17 protein-coding genes are annotated in these 21,524 nt (G+C 69.9%); 4 read left to right on the forward strand and 13 right to left on the reverse strand.

From position 1 onward, the window contains the following. From FHU35_RS18930 to FHU35_RS18940, 3 genes are all read right to left on the reverse strand, one after another. Positions 1-417: a MaoC family dehydratase gene (locus FHU35_RS18930; RefSeq protein ID WP_246110416.1), complete on the reverse strand. Its 417-nt coding sequence runs from the start codon at positions 415-417 to the stop codon at positions 1-3. A 14-nt stretch (positions 418-431) separates the two neighbouring features. Beyond that, positions 432-893 carry an FAS1-like dehydratase domain-containing protein gene (locus FHU35_RS18935; protein WP_145741608.1) on the reverse strand — a complete coding sequence of 154 codons (462 nt, stop codon included), beginning with the start codon at positions 891-893 and terminating at the stop codon, positions 432-434. Positions 894-1,160: 267 nt separating this feature from the next. Continuing rightward, positions 1,161-2,321: an acetyl-CoA C-acetyltransferase gene (locus FHU35_RS18940; protein WP_145741611.1), complete on the reverse strand. Its 1,161-nt coding sequence runs from the start codon at positions 2,319-2,321 to the stop codon at positions 1,161-1,163. 222 nt (positions 2,322-2,543) lie between these two features. Here FHU35_RS18940 and FHU35_RS18945 point away from each other — a divergent pair, with 222 nt between their 5' ends. Then, on the forward strand, positions 2,544-2,861 hold the full coding sequence (locus tag FHU35_RS18945) for a hypothetical protein (RefSeq protein WP_145741613.1): 318 nt from the start codon (positions 2,544-2,546) through the stop codon (positions 2,859-2,861). A gap of 35 nt (positions 2,862-2,896) precedes the next feature. On the opposite strand, the gene FHU35_RS18950 is transcribed toward FHU35_RS18945, so the two are convergent. The 5 genes from FHU35_RS18950 to FHU35_RS18970 all read right to left on the reverse strand — a co-directional run bounded on the left by FHU35_RS18950 (position 2,897) and on the right by FHU35_RS18970 (position 11,542). Then, on the reverse strand, positions 2,897-6,964 hold the full coding sequence (locus FHU35_RS18950; protein ID WP_145741615.1) for a tetratricopeptide repeat protein: 4,068 nt from the start codon (positions 6,962-6,964) through the stop codon (positions 2,897-2,899). A 152-nt stretch (positions 6,965-7,116) separates the two neighbouring features. After that, the gene (locus FHU35_RS18955) at positions 7,117-8,256 is read right to left on the reverse strand and encodes a GH25 family lysozyme (protein WP_246110417.1); all 1,140 of its coding nucleotides are present in this window, start codon (positions 8,254-8,256) and stop codon (positions 7,117-7,119) included. Positions 8,257-8,579: 323 nt separating this feature from the next. Continuing rightward, the gene (locus tag FHU35_RS18960) at positions 8,580-10,076 is read right to left on the reverse strand and encodes a tripartite tricarboxylate transporter permease (RefSeq protein ID WP_222429432.1); all 1,497 of its coding nucleotides are present in this window, start codon (positions 10,074-10,076) and stop codon (positions 8,580-8,582) included. Next, complete coding sequence (locus FHU35_RS18965; RefSeq protein WP_145741619.1) at positions 10,077-10,544, reverse strand: tripartite tricarboxylate transporter TctB family protein; 468 nt, start codon at positions 10,542-10,544, stop codon at positions 10,077-10,079. It lies immediately after the preceding gene. Then, complete coding sequence (locus tag FHU35_RS18970) at positions 10,544-11,542, reverse strand: tripartite tricarboxylate transporter substrate binding protein (RefSeq protein WP_145741623.1); 999 nt, start codon at positions 11,540-11,542, stop codon at positions 10,544-10,546. Before FHU35_RS18970 ends, FHU35_RS18965 begins: the two co-directional genes overlap by 1 nt. A gap of 226 nt (positions 11,543-11,768) precedes the next feature. On the opposite strand from FHU35_RS18970, the gene FHU35_RS18975 reads away from it, so the two are divergent. Then, positions 11,769-14,165 carry a Tex family protein gene (locus FHU35_RS18975; RefSeq protein ID WP_145741625.1) on the forward strand — a complete coding sequence of 799 codons (2,397 nt, stop codon included), beginning with the start codon at positions 11,769-11,771 and terminating at the stop codon, positions 14,163-14,165. A 55-nt stretch (positions 14,166-14,220) separates the two neighbouring features. On the opposite strand, the gene FHU35_RS18980 is transcribed toward FHU35_RS18975, so the two are convergent. The 5 genes from FHU35_RS18980 to FHU35_RS19000 all read right to left on the reverse strand — a co-directional run bounded on the left by FHU35_RS18980 (position 14,221) and on the right by FHU35_RS19000 (position 18,791). Beyond that, complete coding sequence (locus tag FHU35_RS18980; RefSeq protein WP_145741627.1) at positions 14,221-14,415, reverse strand: DUF397 domain-containing protein; 195 nt, start codon at positions 14,413-14,415, stop codon at positions 14,221-14,223. A gap of 312 nt (positions 14,416-14,727) precedes the next feature. Then, positions 14,728-15,489, reverse strand: a complete 762-nt coding sequence (locus FHU35_RS18985) for a MerR family transcriptional regulator (RefSeq protein WP_145741629.1) — start codon at positions 15,487-15,489, stop codon at positions 14,728-14,730. A 249-nt stretch (positions 15,490-15,738) separates the two neighbouring features. Beyond that, positions 15,739-17,265: a tripartite tricarboxylate transporter permease gene (locus FHU35_RS18990; RefSeq protein WP_145741631.1), complete on the reverse strand. Its 1,527-nt coding sequence runs from the start codon at positions 17,263-17,265 to the stop codon at positions 15,739-15,741. 3 nt (positions 17,266-17,268) lie between these two features. Further along, entirely contained in the window at positions 17,269-17,808 is a 540-nt protein-coding gene (locus tag FHU35_RS18995; protein WP_145741634.1) for a tripartite tricarboxylate transporter TctB family protein, read from the reverse strand. After that, a complete protein-coding gene (locus FHU35_RS19000) occupies positions 17,805-18,791 on the reverse strand; it encodes a Bug family tripartite tricarboxylate transporter substrate binding protein (protein WP_145741636.1) in 987 nt (328 codons plus the stop codon). The genes FHU35_RS18995 and FHU35_RS19000 overlap by 4 nt, the downstream gene beginning before the upstream one ends. 455 nt (positions 18,792-19,246) lie before the next feature. On the opposite strand from FHU35_RS19000, the gene FHU35_RS19005 reads away from it, so the two are divergent. Together FHU35_RS19005 and FHU35_RS19010 are read left to right on the forward strand one after the other, a co-directional pair. Beyond that, positions 19,247-20,809 carry a sensor histidine kinase gene (locus FHU35_RS19005; RefSeq protein WP_425474157.1) on the forward strand — a complete coding sequence of 521 codons (1,563 nt, stop codon included), beginning with the start codon at positions 19,247-19,249 and terminating at the stop codon, positions 20,807-20,809. Then, entirely contained in the window at positions 20,806-21,489 is a 684-nt protein-coding gene (locus FHU35_RS19010) for a response regulator (RefSeq protein WP_145741638.1), read from the forward strand. The genes FHU35_RS19005 and FHU35_RS19010 overlap by 4 nt, the downstream gene beginning before the upstream one ends. Positions 21,490-21,524: the final 35 nt, after the last annotated feature.

Below are 21,524 nucleotides of genomic sequence, written 5' to 3' on the forward strand. Positions count from 1 at the left end.
TCAGGCGAGGCGGACGACGGCGCGGGCCTGGGCCAGCACCTCCTCGCCACCGGACGTGGCCGAGAGCTCCACCACCGCGCGGTTGCCGTCGAGCTTCTCGGTTACCTGACCGGCGACCTCGACCTCGACGCCCGCGTCGTCATCGGGCACGACGACGGGCTTGGCGAAGCGCACGCCGTACTCCTCGACGGCACCGGGGTCGCCGACCCAGTCGGTGACCAGCCGGGCGGCTTCGGCCATGGTCAGCATCCCGTGCGCGATGACGTCCGGGAGCCCGGCGGACTTGGCGATCCGCTCGTTCCAGTGAATGGTGTTGAAGTCACCGGAAGCACCGCAGTAGCGCACCAGCGTCAAGCGCTGGAGGGGATAGCGCTGCGCGGGGATCTCGGTGCCGACCTCGACCTGATCGAATGCCACGCTCGCAGCCACGTTCACTGCCCTCCCTCTGCGGTTCCGCGCGAGATGATCGTGTTGACCGCGGTTCCGACCAGGTCACCGTCGACGTCGACGATGTCGGTCTCGATGCGGATCAGCTCGTTGCGCCCGGCGTCGCGGATCTCCACGATCCGGCCCCTGGTGCTGAGCACGTCGCCGGCGCGGATCGGGCGCCGGTAGCTGAACTTCTGCTCGCCGTGCACGACCATCCGGTAGTTCAGCCCGAAGTCCGGGCGCAGGATCGGGTTCTTCTCCGACGCCGCACCGGTCGCCACGATCCCGAAGGTCGGCGGTGCGATCACGTCCGGATGCCCGAGCGCCCGCGCCGCGGCCCGGTCCCGGTACGCGGGGTTCGGATCGCCGACGGCATCGGCGAACTCCCGGATCTTCCCCCGAGTGACCTCGTACGCCTCGTCCGAGGAGAACTCGAACCCGATGTAATCCCTGTTAATAGCCACAATTCCTCCGCCGAGCAAAAAACCAACAGCCCGAACCAAAAAACCGATACCGAGAACCGTCAGGCAAGCACCGCAGGTGCTTTCGCACCACCCCACCTGAGCAACCGGCACCGCCGGGGGTTCTGAGCGGCTTCGTGGCGAGCACGCCGCGACGACGTGTATTGGACATACACGAGGAGTGGCGCGCGGAGTCCACGAAGCCGCTGTGCTTTCCCTCCGGGGTTTCCCCTACCCGCACCGCCACGCAAAAGGGTCCACTGGAAAGGCTCAGAGACGTTCCAAGATCGTCACGTTGGCTGTGCCTCCTCCTTCGCACATGGTCTGCAAGCCGTAGCGACCGCCGGTGCGCTCGAGCTCGTTGAGCATGGTGGTCATCAGCTTGGCGCCGGTGGCGCCGAGCGGGTGGCCGAGGGCGATCGCCCCACCGTTGGGGTTCACCTTGGCCGGGTCGATGTCGATCTCCTTCTGCCACGCGAGCACGACGCTCGCGAAGGCTTCGTTGATCTCGACGACATCGATCTCGGACGCCGCGATCCCGGCCTTCTCCAGCGCGTGCTTGGTCGCCGGGATCGGTGCGGTCAGCATCTTCACCGGGTCGTCACCGCGCACGCTCATGTGCCGGATGCGGGCTCGCGGGGTCAGTCCGTGCTCGCGGACCGCCTGCTCGGAGGCCACCAGGATCGCGGCCGATCCGTCCGAGATCTGGCTGGCGACGCCCGCGGTGAGACGTCCGCCCTCGGTGAGGGTCTTCAGCCCAGCGAGCTTGTCCTTGTCGGTGTCGCGCCGCGGCCCTTCATCGCGCTCGACACCGGCCAGCGGCGCGGTTTCGCCGTCGAAGTGCCCGCCGTCGATGGCGGCGATCGCGCGCAGGTGGCTGCGCAGCGCGAATTCCTCCATCGCCTCGCGCGAGAGGTCCCACTGCTCGGCGATGAGCTCGGCGCCGCGGAACTGGGTGACGACCTCGTCGCCGTAGCGCTTGGCCCAGCCTTCCGATCCGCAGTCGGGCCCGTAGGCGCGGGGGAACCCGAGCTGGTCGGATCCGCGCAGGGAGCTGCCGATCGGGATCGCGCTCATGTTCTGCACGCCGCCCGCGACGACCAGGTCGCTGACCCCCGACATCACGGCTTGTCCGGCGAAGTGCACCGCCTGCTGCGACGAGCCGCACTGGCGGTCGACCGTGACGCCGGGAACGTGCTCGGGGTAGCCGGCCGCGAGCCAGCCGGTGCGGCCGATGTTCCCGGCCTGCGCGCCGACGGTGTCGACGCAGCCCCAGATCACGTCCTCGACCGCCGCCGGGTCGATTCCGGTGCGGTCAACCAGGTTCTGCAGCACGTGGGCGGACAGGTCCGCCGGGTGGATCCCGCTGAGTCCGCCGCCGCGCTTACCGACCGGCGTGCGAACCGCGTCGATGATGTAAGCCTCCGCCATGAGGAGTCCCTTCCGTCGCCACCAGTGGCCAGCTTGAGAGTAGTCCCGGCAGGACCTTGAAAACAAGCAAGCGTTTGGTTGCACCGATGGATATCGCGTTCGCCCTGCGAACGGGCCATGCAATCACTTTCCGTGATCGACTGGTAGCTCTCCGCTGTGTTAAAGTCTGGCGAATCGCGTGCACGTGCAGATGAGCTGCGACGAAAGATCTGGGGGAAGCAGATGCTCTCGTCCGAACAGGTGGGCGGCCAACCCGACCCGAGCATGTGGTTGCGCCAGCTCGTGCTGCGCGGCTTTCAACTCATGCCACCGGTGCGCGATGGCACCGGCGAACTGGAGGCGCTGATCTACGTGCGCCCCCACGGGGACGTCATCGACATCGTGGAAGTGCTGGCCGAGGACCACGTCCGCGCCGCGAGGGTTCCACGACGCGGCGAGATCCGCACCGACGACAACGCAGCCTACTGGCGCACCAGCGGTGCTGTCATCGACGTCGTCGACCAGGTCCTCGCCCTGCCCGAAACGCTCATCCGGGCCTGAGCTCGAATCTCCTCCGGCGAATTCATCAACAGCCTCTAGCGCGCTTCCCTGCTTCCGACGGGAGTTTCGTCCGCCCGCAGCTCGTTGAGCCGGAAGTTCGCCTGCGCTGCCAGGTGCTCGTCCGCACCCAGCACCCGCTCGTACGCCTGGCGGGCGCCGGCGAGATCGCCTCGCCGGTGCAACGCCTCCCCCAGCGTCAGGACGGTCTCCGGTGCCGGGTCCGGGGCACCGATCTCCACCGCGCAGCGCAAGTAGACGAGCGCGGAATCCGCGTCGTCGTCCGCCAGCAGAGCCGAACCGGTTTCCTGCGCCCACTCCGCGACGTGCGCCTCCGGCACCACGGCCGTCATCCGGCGCAGGGTGTCGGCGGCCTCCACGTGGTCGCCGTGGCCGCGCTGCTCGTCGAGGACGACCCGCACGTTGTTCAGCGCGTCCTCCCCCAGCTCGGCCTCCGGTACGTGCCCGGCCGCCTTGACGAAGGCGTTCACCGCGCCCGGCAGGTCACCCGACTCGTAGCGGATCAGCCCGATGCCGAACTCACCGCGAGCGGCGACCTCAGGCACGTCGCAGTGGCTCACCCGCGCGAAGTGGCGCTCGGCCTCGCCCTTCTCGCCCTCGTCCAGCAGCAGTTCGCCGAGCCGGCCGCGGGCGGAGTCGGACTGCACCGGCACGCCCAGCGCCACGGCGCGCTCCAGCCAGCGGATCGCTTCGGCCTGCTGCTCGGCGCGGTCGGCGAGCAGCAGGTGCGCCTGAACCGCGGTGGGCGCGTCGTCGGATTCGGCCGCGCGCAACAACATCTCCGCTGATTCAGGCGCGGTTTCGCCGACGGCCCGGATGCGTCGCTGCAACGCCGTGCCGAAGATCTCCGACGATTCGGCTGCGCGTTCGGCCTCGTCCCAGGTCTGCTCGGCCGCAGCGGGCTCACCGGCCCGGTGCTGCAGGTGCCCCAGCAGCACACCGGCTTCCACCGCGGCGCTCCCGGCACCCTCCGTCCGGGCGTGGCGGGCGACGGCGATCGCGCCGTTGAGGTCGTGCACGCGGACGAGCAGCTGCGCCAGGAGGACTCCCGCGCGCGCCACGGCCACGGGTTCACCGGTGCGGATCGCGCGGCGGTACCAGCTCAGCGCGATCGCGTTCTCACCCCGCTCGTCCGCGAGCTTGCCCAGCGCTATCTGCGCCTTCGGACGCGTGGCGCGGTGACCGTGGTCGGCGACCAGCCGGAAGAACGCGCGAGCCTCCGGATCACCGGCCGACCGCGCCCGACGACCCCGGTCCAAGGCCAGCTCGGAGCAGACGTGCGACTCCTCGTCATCGGATTCGGCGAGAATGCGGGCGGCAGCGGCGAGATCGGTCCGGACCGCGCACCAGAAGCCGCCGACCTGGCCGGATCCGTGGTGCTCGGCCATCAGAGCGCGAGCGCCGTCCGCATCGCCTTGGCGCAGCAGGCGATGCGCGCGCTCCTCGACGGATTCTTCTCGCTCCTCAGTGGTTTCCGGCTCAGGTTCGGCGGGACGGATCTCGGCGAGACGGGCGGCGGCCTCCTCGGACCTGCCCACCCCGGCCCCCGCGACCTCGGCGAGCAGCTCGGCCGCGTGCTCGGTTCGCCCACCGCGGTGCAGCGAATCGGCCATGCTGATCTTCGCGACGGCGGCTTCCTCCGGGTCCACCCCTTCCGCGGCCCGCTGCCAGGCTTCCAGCGCACCGCCGACGTCGCCGTTCTCCTCGCGCAACGCGCCGAGCAGCAGCAGGCCCCGCTGCCGCAGTTCGCCGTGACCGGACTCGGCGACCAGGCGCAGCGCCCAGTCGGTGAACTCCGGGACGCCGCGGCGCAGGTAGCGCTGCGCGAGGTCGAGGCACAGCCTGCTGGCGGTGTAGTGCGGTTCGTCCTCGTCCGCGAGCAGCAGGAAGCTGGCGCGCGCCGGTTCCAGCTCCTGGCGCAGCGCGCGCATCGCGAACACCGACTCGGACGCCGCCGTCGACGACGACCCCGCGGCGCGGGTGAACATGTCCAGCGCCTGGTCCAGCCGGTCGTTGTCGACGTGGTGCTCACCGAGCAGGAACGCGGCGCGCGGCCCGTACTCGGGATGTCCGCTGACGGCCGTGCGCTGGTAGAGGTCGACCAACGCCTCGTCGCGCTCCAGCGTCCGGTAGATCAACACCAGCTTGCCGAACACGTCACCGAGGATCACCGGGTGCCCGGTGGCCAGCGCGGTCTCGAACGCGGCGATGGTGCCGTCCGGATCTCCCTGCTCCATGAGCAGCTCGCCCAGCCTGCTGGCGGTCCACGGCCGCAACGCGGGATGTCCCTCGTCGACCACGCGTTGCAGCAGCCCGATCGCTCGCGCCTGCTCGTCGCCGAGCAGCAGGTTCTCGGCCAGCGCGTTGCGCGCTGCGGTGGCGACCAGAGCGTTCGGCGACTCGGAGAGCCGCGCGAGGTCCTCCACCGGTGCCCCACCGCCGCGTTCGGCGCGGGCCGCCTCGGCGAGCTCGCGCACGTGCGGTTCGGCCGCGGCCAGCAGGGCGTCCACTTCGGACTCTTCGTCGCGCTCGACGCGCAGCAGCACGGGAAGCACGTCGCGGGCTGCGGGCTCGTCGAACAGCGCGTGGACGAACGCGGCGTGCCGCGCATCTGCTCCGGCATCGCTGACGGCGACCCTGCGCAGCAGGTGCCGGGCACGCCCCGGGTCCCCCAACGCGGCTTCCGCGATGGCGAGGGAAACCCGCGCGCGGTCGGCGTTCTCGGGATCACCGTCGATGAGCGACTCGTACGACTCGCGCGCGGCGCCGATGTCGCCGGAGGCGGCAGCCTGCCGCGCGCGCCGCTCCAGTTCGGCGGGGGCGACCGGTTCCTCGGGCTCGGGCGCGGGCTCCGGATCGATCGGCGGGATCACCAGCTGCGCGGTGTCCTCCACGCCCGGCTCCGGTTCATCGCTGTCCATCATGGACAGAGCGAGGGCGGCCTCGTGCGCCACGTTGGCGTCCTCGGCGTCCGCGGCGAGCCGGAACGCCTCCGCGGCAGCGTCCTCGTCGCCGAGGTCGTAGCGCAACACGCCGACGTGGTAGGCAGCCCGCGGAGCCTTGTCCGGATGCCCGGACGCCACCACCATGCCGAATGTCTCGATCGCGGCCTCGATCTCGCCGGTGTCGCGCTGCAGCTCGGCCAGCACGCCCAGCGCCTCCAAGCCGAATCGCGGGTGCCGGCTGTCGATGACCCGCTGCAGCGCCTCGCGCGCCTGCGGAACGCGATCCAACCGGCGCAGCTGGAGGCTCAGCTGGATCAGCGCCCGCAGCCGCACGCTCGGGCGCGGGTCCCGGGCGGCGCGCTCGTAGGCACGCGCGGCACCGGCCGGGTCGTCCAGGGCCACCAGCACGCCGCCGCGCAGCACGTGGCCCCACGCGAGGTGCTCGGGATGACCGAGCTCGATGATCTGCTCGGCCAGCTGCTTGGTGATGCCGGTGTCCCCGACGTGCAGGGCGTAGAGCTTGCCCGCGCCGAGCGAGCCGTAGTGCGGATGACCGCTGTCGAGGAGCTTGCGCAGCAGCGGTTCGGCGTCGTGGTCGCGTCCCTGCTCCAGCATCGCCAGAGCGCGCTGGTAGGCGATCTGCAGGAACTCGGTTCCCTCGGTGCGCTCGGGCGGCAGGTTGAGGTGCTGGGCGGCTTCGACCACGGCGGGATCGCCGCAGGACAGCGCCCGGGTCCGGGCCTCACGCGCACCGGCGACGTCGCCGAGCTGCTGGAGCACCTGCGCCAGCAGGACGTCGGCCCGGCCGGCGTCGTCGGGCTCGGCCCCTTCGGTGGCGAAGCGAAGCAGCACCTGGGCGGTGGGCAGTTCCCCGGTGTTGAGCAGCAGGTGGCCGAGTGCGATGGCGGCGGCTTGGGCGTGCACGGGGTGACCGGAGTCGATCACGCGCTGGTATACGTCGCGAGCGGCGACGAGGTCGTCGTCCTCGGTGAGGATCGCGCCGAGCATCAGCCCGGCTTGGGCGGCGGCTTCGTAGTCACCTTCCTCCAGCACGGTGCCTAACGCCTGCGCAGCGGCGTCGTGATCACTGTCGAGCAGCAGCTGCTTCGCTCGAGTGACCTCTTGCTCCCACCGTGACATTCCGCCGCGCCCTCCGATCGGGTGATCGCCGCTGACGAGAATATCGCCCTTCGGGCGTTCGCAAACCGGCCGCGGCCACCTTTCCCCCGCACGCGCGAAAGAGCGGGCCGCCCATGTGATGGACGACCCGCTCTCCGGGATTCAGCACTCGGTCAGCCGGCGAGCTCCTTGAGGCGCTCGATGCCTTCCTTGTACTGGTTGATGTCGGTGTTGCCGCCGACGCCGGCGACGTTGCCCTTGTCGGTGTACTGCCAGAAGTCCCAGTCCTGGAAGCCCTTGGGCACCGTGGGGCTGTCGACCTCGTAAGCAGCCAGCCACAGGTTGTGGTTGCTGAAGGTGTCGGTGCTTCCCATGCACTGCTTCCAGAAGGACGGGTTCGCGTAGATGATCGGGTCCTTGCCGGTGCGCTGCTTGACCGTGTCGTTGAACGCCTTGGTCCACTGGTGCATCTGGTCGACGCTCATGTCGTAGCAGCTGCCGCCGTTCGGGTCGACCTCGAGGTCGAGCACCGGAGGCAGGGTCTTGCCGTCGTTCTGGTAGTCCATGATGTCCAGGAACCGGTTCGCCTGGGTCGCACCGTCGGAGTCGTCCGGCCGCGCGAAGTGGTAGGCACCTGCGATCAGGCCCGCGTCCTTGGCGCCGTGGTACTGCTCGGAGTACTTCGGGTTGGCGAAGTCGGTGCCGTCACTGGCGAGCACGAAGGTGAACTTCTTGTTGTCGCCGGCGACCTTCTTCCAGTCGATGTTCCCGTTGTGGTTGGAAACGTCGATGCCTTCGACCGGCGGGCCCAGCGGGGCGTCCTGCGTGTTGTCGCCGGACGTGGTCTCCGCGCGGGTCTGCGGGTTCTCGGCCTTCTTCTGCTCCATGGGGGAGGCCATCGCGGCTTCCTCGACGTCGCGGTCGTCACCGCCGGCGAGGCCGCCGATGATCAGGCCGACGATGCCGACGGCTGCGATGCCGGCTCCCACCTGCATGGAGCGCAGTCGGGGGGCGTTCTTGACGGAGTCGGGGACGTGCGGCGCAACCCTCTCCCGGAGGCGCCGCACAGCGGGGGCGTCTTGCACGCGCTGCAGCAGCGGGGTCAGCCACTGCATCAGGCGCTGGATCAGCGGCGCGAGCCACTGGCCGACGCGGTGCGCCGCCGGCCGCACGCGATCCACTGCCGTGCGCAGGGCGTCGTCGACGCCAGTCGCCTTGGCCTGCCAGCCGCGCTCGTTCGCCTCGTGCTTCGGGGTCGAGACGTGGTCGTTGCTTTCGGGGGATCTGCTGTGGTCGGGGGTCTCGGGTTTCACGAGCCCCACACTCCGCGACGGAGAGTGTCCTGCCATCGAGGTTTATACCTAGGCGACTACCTAGGTTCACCCCATTGGGTATCACTGCCCACATATCCGGCTACTCGCCGTGAGTCGCCCCCAGGGCTGGCCGAATCCTAACCACATCACGACCCCGCCCGGTCACCGCCCCACGCGAACGCTCCACCGGCCTCCGCCTGGGGCGAGCCGCGGGCGGGAGGCAGTTCTGGTCCGAACCGTCCATGATCAATGTCCGTTTCGTCGGGACAGTTCGGACCACAACCACCCCGTGCCCGTCACCGCCCGTCGTCGGTCACCGCCCGTCACCGGCTACCGCCCGTCAGGGTGCGGCGCAGTGGAGCGGCGATCGCGATGAGCAGGGCCAGGGCGGCCACGGCCCAGAGGGCGAGGGCGATGGGGCCCGAGAACAGGATCGAGAGGTCGCCCTCGGAGATGGTCAGCGCGCGGCGGAGCTGCTGCTCGGCGATGGGCCCCAGGATCAGGCCGACCACCGCAGGAGCGACCGGGACGTCCGCCAGCCGCATCACCAGGCCCAGCAGCCCCAGCACGCACAGCACCACGAGGTCGACCGTCGTCCCACCGGCGGCGTAGGTGCCGAGCGTGGCGAAGACCAGCACCCCGGCGTAGATGCCGTAGGCGGGGATCGTCAGCAGCGTGGCCCACAGCCGCACCAGCGGGAGGTTGAGCACCAGCAGCATCAGGTTGCCGATGTAGAGGCTGGCGATGAGCGTCCACACCAGCGGCCCGGACTCCTCGAAGAGCTCCGGCCCGGGTTGCAGCCCGTAGGACTGGAAGGCGGTGAGGATGACGGCCGCCGTCGCCGAGGTCGGCAGCCCGATCGTCAGCAGCGGGACCAGCACGCCCGCCGACGCGGCGTTGTTGGCGGCTTCTGGCCCGGCCACGCCTTCGATGGCGCCGTGCCCGAACTCCTCGGGGTGCTTGGTCAGCTTCCGCTCGACGCTGTAGCTCAGGAACGTCGGCACCTCCGCGCCGCCCGCGGGCAGGCTCCCGATCGGGAAGCCCAGCGCGGTCCCGCGCAGCCACGCCGGCCAGGAACGGCGGAGGTCGGAGCGGGACAGCACGACGCGCTCGCGCAGCGGTTGCACGGTCGAGGCCCCGGTCCCGCTGAGCAGGTGCCCGAAGGACTCGCTGAGCGCGAACAACGCGATCACCACGATGACCACGTCGACGCCGTCCAGCAGCGAGTCCACGCCGAACGTCAGCCGGGGCTGACCTGTCTGCGAATCGATGCCCACCAGACCGACCGCTACCCCGACCAGCAGGCTCGCGACGCCCTTGAGCAGGTCCGGGCCGAGCAGCGCGCTGACCGTCACGAACGCCACCGCCATCAGCGCCACGTACTCGGGCGGCCCGAAGCTGGTGGCGAACCCGGCAACCACCGGCGCGAGGAAGGTCAGGCCGAGGGTCCCGATGGTCCCGGCGACGAAGCTGCCGAGCGCTGCGGTGGCCAGCGCCGCTGCGGCGCGTCCGGACCGCGCCATCTTGTTGCCCTCCAGCGCGGAGACCATCGAGGCGCTCTCACCGGGAGTGTTGAGCAGGATCGAGGTGGTCGACCCGCCGTACATCCCGCCGTAGTAGATGCCGGAGAACAGGATGAGCGCGCTGGAGGCTTCGAGCCGGAAGGTGATGGGCAGCAGCAGCGCCACGGTCAGCGCGGGCCCGATGCCGGGAAGCACACCCACGGCCGTGCCGATGGTCACGCCCACCAGCGCCCACAGCAGGTGCCCGGGCGTGAGGGCGTTGCCGAACCCCTCGAGCAGCAGTCCGATCTGTTCCACCTAGAAACCCCAAGGTCCGCTGGGCAGGCTCAATCCGATGAGCCGGTCGAAGACGAGGAACACCGCCGCGGCGAGCGCCCACCCGTAGGCCAGCACGACCCAGCGGCGAGGAGCTCCGAGCAGCAGTGCTGCGGCCACGAACAGCCCGGTCGCCGCGAGCACGTACCCGACCACCGGCAGCAGTGCGGCAAACGCCAGCAGCGCGGCCACCAGGCCGACCACCCGCCACCAGGCGCCGGTGCGCTCGTCCCGCTCGGCTCGGGGCAGCTGCCTCCCGGACCGCACCGCCAGACCGATCCCGACCGCGGCCAGCAGCACGGCGACGATGACCGGCATCACCGCGGGCCCCATCGCCGAGCCCTGGTCGGGCAACCGCATCGCGTCGACGACCAGCACCACCGCTGCGAGCAGCATCAGGACCCCGAAGAGCCCGGTGGCGAGCGCGGTTCGCCGGTCCTGCACGGCCATCACCCCAACCCGATCTTGGAGAGCACGTCGGCAACCCGGTCCTGTTCGGCGCGCAGGAAGGTCTCGAACTCGGGGCCTCCCAGGGTCGCGTCGCCCCACCCCTGCTCGGCGAGCGTCTCGCGCCACTTCGGCGACCGGGTCATCTCCAGCAGCGCCTGCTCCAGAGCCCGCTCCTGCTCGGCGGAGATGCCCTTCGGGGCGACGACTCCGCGCCAGTTGTCCAGTTGCACGTCCAGCCCGCTCTCCTGGAGCGTCGGCACGTCGGGCAACGTGGGTGCGCGTTGCGCGCTGGAGACCGCCAGCGCCCGCATCTGCCCGGATGTGATCTGCGGTTCGAGCTCGGAGACGCCGGAGATCGCGATGGTCGCCCGCCCGGACAGCGCGGTGCTGAGCAGTTCGCCGCCGCCGGAGTGCGCGACGTAGGAGAGCTGCGCGGGGTCGGCGCCGGTGGCCTGGGCGAGCAGGCCGGCCAGGATGTGCTCGGCGCCGCCGGCCGAGCCTCCCGCGATGGACACCGCTCGGAGGTCGCCGCGCATCCGAGCCGTGAGGTCCGACAGCGAGCGGATCGGCGAGTCCTGCGGCACCGCGATGACTTCGGCGTCGGTGGTCAGCCGGATCAGAGGAGTGGTGTTCTCGAGCGAGACCGGTGAGTCGTTGGCCTTGACGGCGCCGACCATGATCAGCCCGGTCACCAGCAGCTGGGCCGGATCTGCCTGGTAGCGGACGAACTGGCTGAGCCCGATCGTCCCGCCCGCGCCGTTGACGTTGTAGACCTCGGTGCGCCCGACGAGGTCCTGCAGGGAGTTCTGCATCTCGCGCGCGGTCTGGTCCCATCCGCCGCCGGGCGCGGCCGGTGCCATCAGCCGCAGCTGCCGGTCGCCGAGCACCTGAGCGACGGGGCTCCCCTGCCGCTGCTCGGCGGGTGCGGTGGCCACGACGGCGCAGGTGAGCAGCACCGCCACCGCCCAGGGGATCACTGTCGCCGGAGAGTGCCGCATCGTTCGCCTCGTTCACCGTCGAACGGACTGTCCACAACTGTATACAGTCGCGATCTCCGTGGGACAAGGGTCACAGAGGCTCGAAATCGGTACGGTCCAACGGATCGCGAACGACCCCGGCCGAACCGACACGCCGGGCCGAGTGGCACGGTTGCGCTGGACTCCCGTCGGGCACAATGCTCGATCGGATCTGGCGAAGATCGCAGAGAAGGCGGAACCAGGAAACGTGACGACTGTTCATCAGAAGATCGCCGAGGAACTCGGAGCCCGCGAAGGCCAGGTGGCCTCTGCTGTCGAGTTGCTCGACGGCGGGTCGACCGTGCCCTTCATCGCGCGCTACCGGAAGGAAGTGACCGGGGCACTCGACGACGCCCAGCTGCGCACGCTCGAAGAACGGTTGCGCTACCTGCGCGAACTCGAAGAGCGGCGCGCCACGGTGCTGGAGTCGATCCGCTCGCAGGACAAGCTCACCGACGAGCTCGAAACCCAGATCAACGCCGCCGATTCGAAGGCGCGCCTGGAGGACATCTACCTCCCCTACAAGCCCAAGCGGCGCACCAAGGCCCAGATCGCCATCGAGGCCGGTCTGGAACCCCTTGCCGACCAGCTGCTCTCGGATCCGAGCAACGATCCGCAGACCACCGCAGAGGGTTTCGTCGATGCCGAGAAGGGCGTCGCCGACACCCAGGGCGCGCTGGACGGCGCCCGCTCGATCCTCGTGGAGCGCTTCTCCGAGGACGCCGACCTGATCGGTGAGCTGCGCGAACAGGTCTGGACGCGCGGCCGGATCGTCTCCAAGGTCCGCGAGGGCAAGCAGGAGGAGGGCGCGAAGTTCGCCGACTACTTCGAGTTCGACGAGGCGTTCACCGACCTGCCCTCGCACCGCATCCTCGCGCTGTTCCGCGGTGAGAACGAGGAGGCGCTGGAGCTCTCGCTGGAACCCGACGACGGCACCCCGGTGGAAGGCCCGACGCCCTACGAGCTGCGGATCGCCCAGCAGTTCGGGATCTCCGCGCAGGGCCGTCCGGCCGACAAGTGGCTCTCGGACGTGGTCCGCTGGGCCTGGCGCACCCGGGTGCTGACCCGGCTGAGCGTCGACCTGCGACTGCGGATGCGCCAGCACGCCGAGGACGAGGCCGTCCGGGTGTTCGCCGCGAACCTCCGCGACCTGCTGCTGGCCGCGCCCGCGGGTTCGCGCGCCACCATGGGTCTCGACCCGGGCTACCGCACCGGTGTCAAGGTCGCGATCGTCGACGGCACCGGCAAGGTGGTGACCACCGACACGATCTTCCCGCACCAGCCGCAGCGGCAGTGGGACCAGGCGCTGGCCAAGCTGGCCGCGCTCGCCCAGCAGCACGACGTGGACCTGATCGCCATCGGCAACGGCACGGCCTCGCGGGAGACCGACAAGCTGGCCGGCGAGCTGATCACCAAGCACCCCGAGCTCAAGCTCAGCAAGGTCTCGGTCTCCGAGGCCGGTGCGTCGGTCTACTCCGCGTCCGCCTACGCCTCGCGCGAGCTGCCGGACATGGACGTGTCGCTGCGCGGCGCGGTCTCGATCGCCCGCAGGCTCCAGGACCCGCTGGCCGAGCTGGTCAAGATCGACCCGAAGTCCATCGGCGTCGGCCAGTACCAGCACGACGTCTCCGAGTCGAAGCTGTCGCGCTCGCTGGACGCGGTGGTCGAGGACTGCGTGAACGCCGTCGGCGTGGACGTCAACACCGCGTCCGCGCCGCTGCTGACCCGGGTGTCGGGCATCAGCGACACGCTCGCGGCCAACATCGTGGGACACCGGGACGGCAACGGTCCGTTCCGCGACCGCAAGGCGCTCAAGGACGTGGCGCGGCTGGGCCCGAAGGCGTTCGAGCAGTGCGCGGGCTTCCTGCGGATTCCCGACGGCGACGACCCGCTGGACTCCTCCGCCGTGCACCCCGAGGCTTACCCGGTGGTGCACCGCATCCTGTCCAGCACCAGCAGCGAGATCGGATCGCTGATCGGCAACGCGACGCTGCTCAAGCAGTTGAGCCCGCAGGACTTCGTGGACGAGCAGTTCGGTCTGCCGACGGTCACCGACATCCTCGCCGAGCTCGACAAGCCGGGCCGCGACCCGCGTCCGGAGTTCAAGACCGCGACGTTCGCGGAGGGCGTGGAGAAGATCGCCGATCTCCAGCAGGGCATGACGCTGGAGGGCGTGGTCACCAACGTCGCCGCGTTCGGCGCGTTCGTCGACGTGGGCGTCCACCAGGACGGCTTGGTGCACGTCTCCGCCATGTCGAAGAACTTCGTCAACGACCCGCACGACGTGGTCAAGTCCGGTGACATCGTCCGCGTGAAGGTCCTCGACGTCGACATCCCGCGCAAGCGGATCTCGTTGACGCTGCGGCTGGACGACGAGCCGGGCAAGGGCGTCAAGCCGGAACGAGCCGAGCAGGGCTCCCGAGCGGGCGGCGGCAGGGGCAACGCCCCGCGCGGCGGCAACGGCGGCGGCAACCGCAACGACGGTGGTCCCCGCGGCGGCAACGGCGGGGGCAAGCAGAACCGCGGCGGTGGTCGTCAGCGCAACGACGCCCCGAGCGGCTCCATGGCCGACGCCCTCCGCAGGGCGGGTTTCGGCAAGAACTGAGGCAGAACGTGCGAAGGGGCTCCTCCGATTCGATCGGGAGGAGCCCCTTCGCACGTCATCGGTCGAAACGCCCGGTCTTGACCGCGGTGAGGAACGACCTCCACTGCTCCGCTGAAGTCGTCAGGTACACACCGTCCTGGTGCCTCGAATTCCGCACGGCAACACCGGGTCTCAACGGGCCTACCTCGACGCGGGAACTCACGTTCTGAGACCGCGACGAAGCTCGCCACCCGGCCGGGTTCGCTGTCATGTTCTCGCGCCTTCCAGCTCATCGAGGATGGCGACCGGACCCGCGTCCGCACGGACCGTCCGCCAGTCCTTGCAGGGTAATGATGGCATCCGGGCCGAACGCCCCTTCCTGGCGGCGACGACGACCAGAACCAGGAAATCGGCGGCATTCGCGGGCTGAACTCCGCTGAAACCCCGTCACACCAGCCGGATGGGCACTTCGACCTGAGGCTCTGACCGCACTCTCCGCCGAGCTGAACCGATCAGGACGACATCGGTCCACACTGGACCAGGGAGCGGTGGAACGGGTCGATTCGAGCGGGGCGCGGACGGCTCAGCCCCGGGAAGGTTCCTGGCTTCCCTCCGGAACGCGCGTCTGAGCCATGACGTCGGCCATGCGCTCCCCGACCACCGCCGGGATGAGCCGTTCGGCGGAGCGGATGGCCGCCGCTTGCAGCGCGTTGAACACCAGCGGGCGCAGCCGGTCCATGACGTCGCCGTAGAACGGAGCGGCTTCCTCGACGGTCGCCACGCGCGTCACGACGTGCTCCTTGACCAGGCCGGCGAGGTCGTCACCGAGCTCGCCGACCTTGCTGAGCATGTCCTCGGCGATCGTCAGCGTCTCGCCGAGCGGAATGCCGAGGGCGACCATGTCCACGGCCGCGTCGTAGAGCAGGGGGCTCGTGGTGACGAATCCGCGTCCACGACGCTCCAGGATCCCGAGGTCGATGACCCGCTTGACCACGCTCGGGGTGATCTGCGAACCGAAGTTCCTGCGCAACTCGCCGAGCGTCACCGAGCGCGGCTTCTCCACGGCCCAGGTCCGGTCCGCGACTACCTCTTCCAGGCCGAGCACCTCACCCAGGCTGCGGCCCGACTCCCAGGCGCCGATCATCTCCTTGATCTGGGCGAACGCGTATCCCCGCTCCAGCATGCTGATGATCAGCTTGAGCCGGGTCAGGTGCGCGTCGGAGTAGATCGCCGTGCGGCCTTCCTTGCGAGGTGGCGGCAGGAGGTCGCGGTCCTGGTAGACGCGCACGTTGCGCACCGTTGTTCCCGCAGTGCGAGCGAGGTCGTCGATCCGATAGTCCACCACCTCGATCAGTGTAGTAACTCCGCGCAACCCGCGCTGATCCCCGTGCCCTGCGGACATTCACCGGTCGCGCCGGGAAACCCCGGATCCGCCGCCGGGACTTTTTCCGGGTTTCCGGCCAAATTGGATTCGAGGTCGTGCCACGTCGTTCGGGCGCGCGCTCGATCTTGCCCGCCAGCAGCGGAAACCGCGAGGTGACCCGGTCGGACGGGGGGAGTTCGACCGGGCCACCGGAGGGAGACGCCTCGGGGGTCAGGCGTCGACCCTCTCCCCCTCTTGGGGTTCTTGCGGCTTCGCCTCGCGCCGGGGCAGGAGACGAGCGAGCAAGGGCCAGACGAGGATCAGCGCGACGATGCAGTAGACCGTGATCGCGAACGGGGTGTTGACCAATCCGCTGAGGCTGCCATCGCTGATCTGCAGCGCCCGCCGCATCTGCTGCTCCGAGGTCGGTCCGAGGATCACCGCGATGATCGCCGGCAGGACCGGCAGGCCGTACCGGCGCATGGCGAAGCCGATCAGCCCGATCACGAACAGCAGCACCAGGTCGAGCGGCTCACCGCCGATCGCGTAGGCACCGACGCTGGCGAAGAACAGGATGCCCGCGTACAGGTACGGCCTCGGGATCTGCAGCAGCTTCGCCCAGACCGGCGCCAGCGGCAGGTTCAGCACCAGCAGCAGCACGGAGCCGATGAACATGCTCGCGATCAGCGCCCAGACCAGTTCCGACTCGCGCGCGAACAGCAGCGGACCCGGCTGGATGCCGTACTGCTGGAACGCGGCCAGCATCACCGCCGCCACCGCCGTGGTCGGCAGACCCAGCGTCAGCATCGACACCATGGTGCCGGCAGCGGACGCGCTCGCCGCCGCCTCAGGTCCGGCCACGCCCTCGATGGCGCCCTTGCCGAACTCGTCGCGGTGCTTGGACAGACGACGTTCGGCCACATAGGACAGGAACGTCGGGATCTCCGCTCCACCAGCGGGAATCGCGCCGAACGGGAACCCGATGAACGGGCCGCGCAGCCACGGCTTCCAGGTGCGCCGCACGTCGGAACCCGTCAGCAGCGCGCGCCCGACCGGGATCGGTGCCGCGTTGCTGCGCCGCAGGTGCGCGGCGACCCACAGCGACTCGCCGATGGCGAACAGCCCCACCGCGACGAGGACGACGTCGATGCCGTCGGCCAGGTGCAGCATGCCGAAGGTCAACCGCTGCTGACCGGTCATCTCGTCGAGGCCGATGATCCCGATCGTCAAACCGATGAGCAGCGAGGCGAATCCGCGGATCCGGGACTTGCCGAGCACCGAGGTGATGGCGATGAACGCCAGGACCGTGATCGCCAGGTAATCGGGCGCGCCGATGTCCACCGCGAGCGACGCCACGGTCGGGGCCAGCAGCACCAGCAGGGTCAGGCCGACGATCGCGCCGATGAAGTGCCCGACCGCCGCCGTCGCGAGCGCCTGAGCGCCACGCCCCTTGCGGGCCATCGGGTTTCCCTCGAGCGCGGCGATCACCGAGAAGCTCTCCCCCGGCGTGTTCAGCAGGATCGACGTCGTCGACCCGCCGAACATGCCGCCGAAGTAGATGCCGGCGAACATGATGAAGGCGCTCGTCGGTTCCAGCGCGTAGGTGACGGGCAGCAGCAGCGCGACCGCCATCGCCGGCCCGATCCCGGGAAGCACGCCGATGGCGGTGCCCAGCAGCACGCCGAGCGCCGCCCACACCAGGTTCATCGGGGTCAGCGCGGTGGCGAAACCGTCGAGGAGAAGGTTCAGCGATTCCATCTGTTACAGCACCCCCATCAGCGGGCCGCCGGGCAGGGGGACACCGAGCAGGTTGTTGAACACGAAGTACGTCGCCACCGAGAGCACCGCCGCCAGCAGCGGATCCCGCACGGCGTTGCGGCTTCCCAGCGCGTAGGAGCAGCCCCAGAACAGGATCATCCCGGACAGCGGGAACCCGATGACGTTGATCAGCACCGCGTTCGCCAGGAACGACGCAGACAGCAGCAGCACCGTCCGCCAGTCGCTGGGCGCCGACAGGTCGACGTCCTCGCCGGTCTCGGACTCACCTCGCCCGCCGCGCAGCACGTCGCGCGCCAGCAGCACCGAGACGACCAGCAGCAGACCGCCGATGAGGAACGGCACGGTCTTCGGTCCGACCGGGCCGCGCTGGGTGAAGTCGGCCGAGATCGACGCGGCGTCGGCGAGCACCAGAACGCCCAGCAGCGCCAGCAGCACGCAGATGCCCAGCTCGGAGTGCTCCCGCAGCCAGTTCCGCTTCGGCGACTCGGGGGTTTCCGGGGTCGTGGTCGCGGTTTCGGTCATGCCAGTCCCAACTCCTTGAGCACCGTGGCCACCCGGTCGTTCTCCTGCGCCAGGAACTCACCGAACTGCGGTCCCGGCTGGAACGCCTCGGTCCAGCCGTTGCGCTGCATGGCTTCCTTCCACTCCGGGGTCCCGTTGAGGCGCTCGAACAGCGACACGAGCTTGGCCCGGTCCCGCTCGTTCATCTCGGGCGGAGCGACGATGCCGCGCCAGTTGGTGAAGTTGACGTCCACACCGGACTCGAGCAGCGTCGGCGCGTTCACACCGGGCAGCCGCTCCGGGCCGGTCACCGCCAGCACGCGCAGTTCACCGGCTTCGATCTGGTCGCGGTACTCACCGATGCCGGAGACGCCGAAGGCGACCTTGCCGCCGAGCACCGAGGCGAGCAGCTCACCGCCACCGTCGAAGGGCACGTAGTTGACCTGCTTGGGCTGCAGGCCGATGGCCTTGGCCATGAGCATCGGCGCCAGGTGGTCGGGTCCGCCCGGGGACGAACCACCACCGACCGGGACCTCACCCGGGTGGGCCTTCCAATCGTTGATGAGCTGGTCGAGGCTCCGGTAGGGCGAGTCCTTGCCGACCACGATCACGTTGGATTCCTCGACGAGCTTCGCGATCGGCGTGATGTCCGCCAACGACACCGGGGAGTGGTTGGTGTAGACGCTGCCGACCACGCCCAGTCCCATCGACATGGCGAGCTTGCCGTTGCCGCGCTCGTTGACCACGCGCCCCAGCCCGACGGTGCCGCCGGCGCCGGGGAGGTTGAACACCTCGGTGTTGTCCTGCAGCCCGGCGTCCTCCATCGCCTTGACCGCGGTCCGGGCTGTGATGTCGTACCCGCCGCCGGGCGAGTTGGGGACGAGCATCCGCAGTCCCCGGATTTGCGCTTCGGCGCTGCTGTCACCGCTGGTGCTGATCAGTGGTGGCACCAGGAGCACCAGCAGCACGGCTGCGATCACAGCCAGCGCGCTGCGTAGCCGCACGGGCGATCCCGCCTCTCCATTGTGGTCGGAACGTGAGCCGGCTCATGCTGCACGCCCGCACGACGCCGTGTCTCCCTTAATCACCTAACGACACTTCCGAAACTTGTGTAAGCAGTCGTTTCATCAGAATCACCTTGCGTGGCGGTGCGGGTAGCGGAACCTGACACGCCGTCTGGACTCCGTGCGCCACTCCTGATGTATGCCAATACACGGCGTCGCGGCGTACTCGCCAGACGACGTGTCAGAACCCGCGGCGGTGCCGGCTGAGTCCCACACCTGAAACAGCGGCTCCGCCGCACTCTGAAACGACCCCTAGCCCACGGTGGCGACGAAGGCGGAATTCGCGCGCAAGCAGCGGAACCCGGATCGCCTGGTAGCGGCGCTGTCCGTTTTGAGCAGGTGCTTTGCGGCGGCCGGGCCGCGAGCGGTTACCGTTCCCGGCTAGGAGGTGCGCGGTGCTGCGTGTGCAGGGGAGCTTGTCGCGGCAGCTGCTGAGCTGGCAGCTGCTGATCATCCTGGTGCTGCTCGGCACCGTCGCCGTCTACTCCGTGTCGCAGAGCGACGCCGCGTTCCGGGCGAGCGAGGGTCGCAAGATGCTGTCGGTCGCCGAGGACGTGGCCGCGACCGAGACCGTCCGGGCGAGCCTGGGAGACCCCTACCGGCGCGACGCGCTGCCGATCCTCGCCGAGAGCGCGCGCAGCCTCTCCGGTGCCGATCAGGTGATCATCGCCGACGCCCGCGGCATCGTGCTGACCTCGCCCGATCCGGGTCAGCGCGGGCAACCGCTGCCGCTGGGCGAGTCGAGCGTGCTCGACGGTTCGGCCTGGGTGGGCGAGGTCTCGGCGGACGGCACGGACACGCTCGTGGCCCAGGTTCCGGTCGTCTCCACCAACGCGCGCATCATCGGGATCGTCGCGGCCGGCCGCAACACGCCCGACCTCCTGCAAGGCCTGCGCCAAGCACCCGAGAACCCGCTCGCGCTGCTGTCGTTCGCCGCGTTCCTGGGCATCGCGGGTTCGGTGCTGCTGGCACGCCGGGTCAAGCGGCAAACCCTGGGCCTGGAACCGCAGGAGATCACCCGGCTGGTCGAGCACCGCGAAGCGCTCCTGCACGGCGTGCGCGAGGGCGTCGTCGGCGTGGACGAGCAGAACCGGATCACGCTGGTCAACGACCAGGCGCTGCGGCTGCTGGCGCTGCCGCAGGACTGCCTCGGCCGCGACATCGACGACCTGGCACTGGGGGATCGCGCCCGGGACGTGCTCACCGGGCGCTCCGACGGCGTCGACCAGATCGTGCTGCGACGAGGACGGGTCGTGGTGCTCAACCGGATGCCGATCTCCTCGGTCGGCGCGGTGGTGACCATGCGAGACCGCACCGAACTCGTCGACCTGCAGCGCGAGCTGGCGGTGCACCGCGACACCACGGACACGCTGCGCGCCCAGACCCACGAGTTCTCCAACCGCCTGCACACCATCTCCGGGCTGGTGGAGCTCGGCGAGTACGACGAGCTGCAGCGCTACGTGCAGCGCATCAGCCACCACAGCGAGCAGTGGCACACCGAGGTCACCTCGCGCGTACGCGATCCCGCCACCGCCGCGCTGCTGATCGCCAAGGCGAGCCTCGCCGCCGAGCGAGGTGTGGGCCTGCGGCTGGACGAGGGCGGCTTCCTCGGCGAGATCGACGAGCAGCTCTCCGCCGACGTGGTGACCGTGCTGGGCAACCTCATCGACAACGCGCTCGACGCGCTGGAGTCCACGAAGGACGCGTGGATCGAGGTGGAGCTGCGGCAGAGCGACGAGATCACCGTCGTGGTGCGCGATTCCGGTCCTGGCGTGGCTCCGGAGATCGTCGAGGAGGTGTTCCGGCACGGGTTCACCACCAAGGCCGCCCGTGGCGGCGAGCGCGGGCTGGGTCTCGCGCTGACCAGGCAGATCTGCCGCGAGCGCGGTGGATCGGTCGAGGTGCACAACGCCGACGGCGCGGTGTTCACCGCGCGGCTGCCGTGGGAGGGAGCATGATCAGAGTTCTGGTCGTCGACGACGACTTCATGGTCGCCAAGGTGCACAGCGGGTACGTCTCGCGGGTCGAGGGATTCGAGGTCGTCGGCGTCGCGCACACCGGGGCCGACGCGGTGGTCGCCGTCGACGAACTGCGCCCCGACCTGGTGCTGCTGGACATCTACCTGCCCGACATCGACGGCATGTCCGTGCTGCGCCAGCTGCGCGGTCGCTCCTCCGCCGATCCCGACGTCATCGTGATCACCGCGGCCCGCGACCTCGACACCGTGCGCGGCGCGATCCACGGCGGAGCGCTGCACTACCTGATCAAGCCGTTCAGCTACGAGGCGCTGCGGGAGCGGCTGGAGAGCTTCCGGTCGGTCCACCGCGCGCTCGGCGAGCTGCCCGGCGACTCCCCCGCGGCGCAGCAGGACGTCGACCGCCTCTTCGGCACGCGGGCCCGCGGCGTCACGCCGCCGAAGGGGCTCTCGCCCGAAACCGCGCGCATCGTCGAGGAAATCCTCCGCGATCAGTCCGCGGACGGCGGTGACCTGTCGGCGACCGAGTGCGCCGACACCACCGAGCTGTCCCGGGTCAGCGCCCGGAAGTACCTGGAGCACTTCGTCGAGACCGGCCGGGCGGAGGTTCGCCTCCGCTACGGAGGAACCGGCCGCCCGGAACGCCGCTACCGCTGGCTCTGACCTCCGTCGCCGCCACTCCCCTTCTTCTGCGGACG

The sequence above is a fragment of the Saccharopolyspora dendranthemae genome (assembly GCF_007829955.1).
Classification (GTDB): domain Bacteria; phylum Actinomycetota; class Actinomycetes; order Mycobacteriales; family Pseudonocardiaceae; genus Saccharopolyspora; species Saccharopolyspora dendranthemae.

Coding starts and splice junctions, on each gene's coding strand:
- FHU35_RS18980 (WP_145741627.1), bottom strand. CDS start 14,415: ATGACAGCGAACCCGGCCGGGTGGCGAGCTTCGTCGCGGTCTCAGAAC.
- FHU35_RS18990 (WP_145741631.1), bottom strand. CDS start 17,265: ATGGAATCGCTGAACCTTCTCCTCGACGGTTTCGCCACCGCGCTGACC.
- FHU35_RS18950 (WP_145741615.1), bottom strand. CDS start 6,964: ATGTCACGGTGGGAGCAAGAGGTCACTCGAGCGAAGCAGCTGCTGCTC.
- FHU35_RS18970 (WP_145741623.1), bottom strand. CDS start 11,542: ATGCGGCACTCTCCGGCGACAGTGATCCCCTGGGCGGTGGCGGTGCTG.
- FHU35_RS18945 (WP_145741613.1), top strand. CDS start 2,544: ATGCTCTCGTCCGAACAGGTGGGCGGCCAACCCGACCCGAGCATGTGG.
- FHU35_RS18940 (WP_145741611.1), bottom strand. CDS start 2,321: ATGGCGGAGGCTTACATCATCGACGCGGTTCGCACGCCGGTCGGTAAG.
- FHU35_RS18995 (WP_145741634.1), bottom strand. CDS start 17,808: ATGACCGAAACCGCGACCACGACCCCGGAAACCCCCGAGTCGCCGAAG.
- FHU35_RS18965 (WP_145741619.1), bottom strand. CDS start 10,544: ATGGCCGTGCAGGACCGGCGAACCGCGCTCGCCACCGGGCTCTTCGGG.
- FHU35_RS19010 (WP_145741638.1), top strand. CDS start 20,806: ATGATCAGAGTTCTGGTCGTCGACGACGACTTCATGGTCGCCAAGGTG.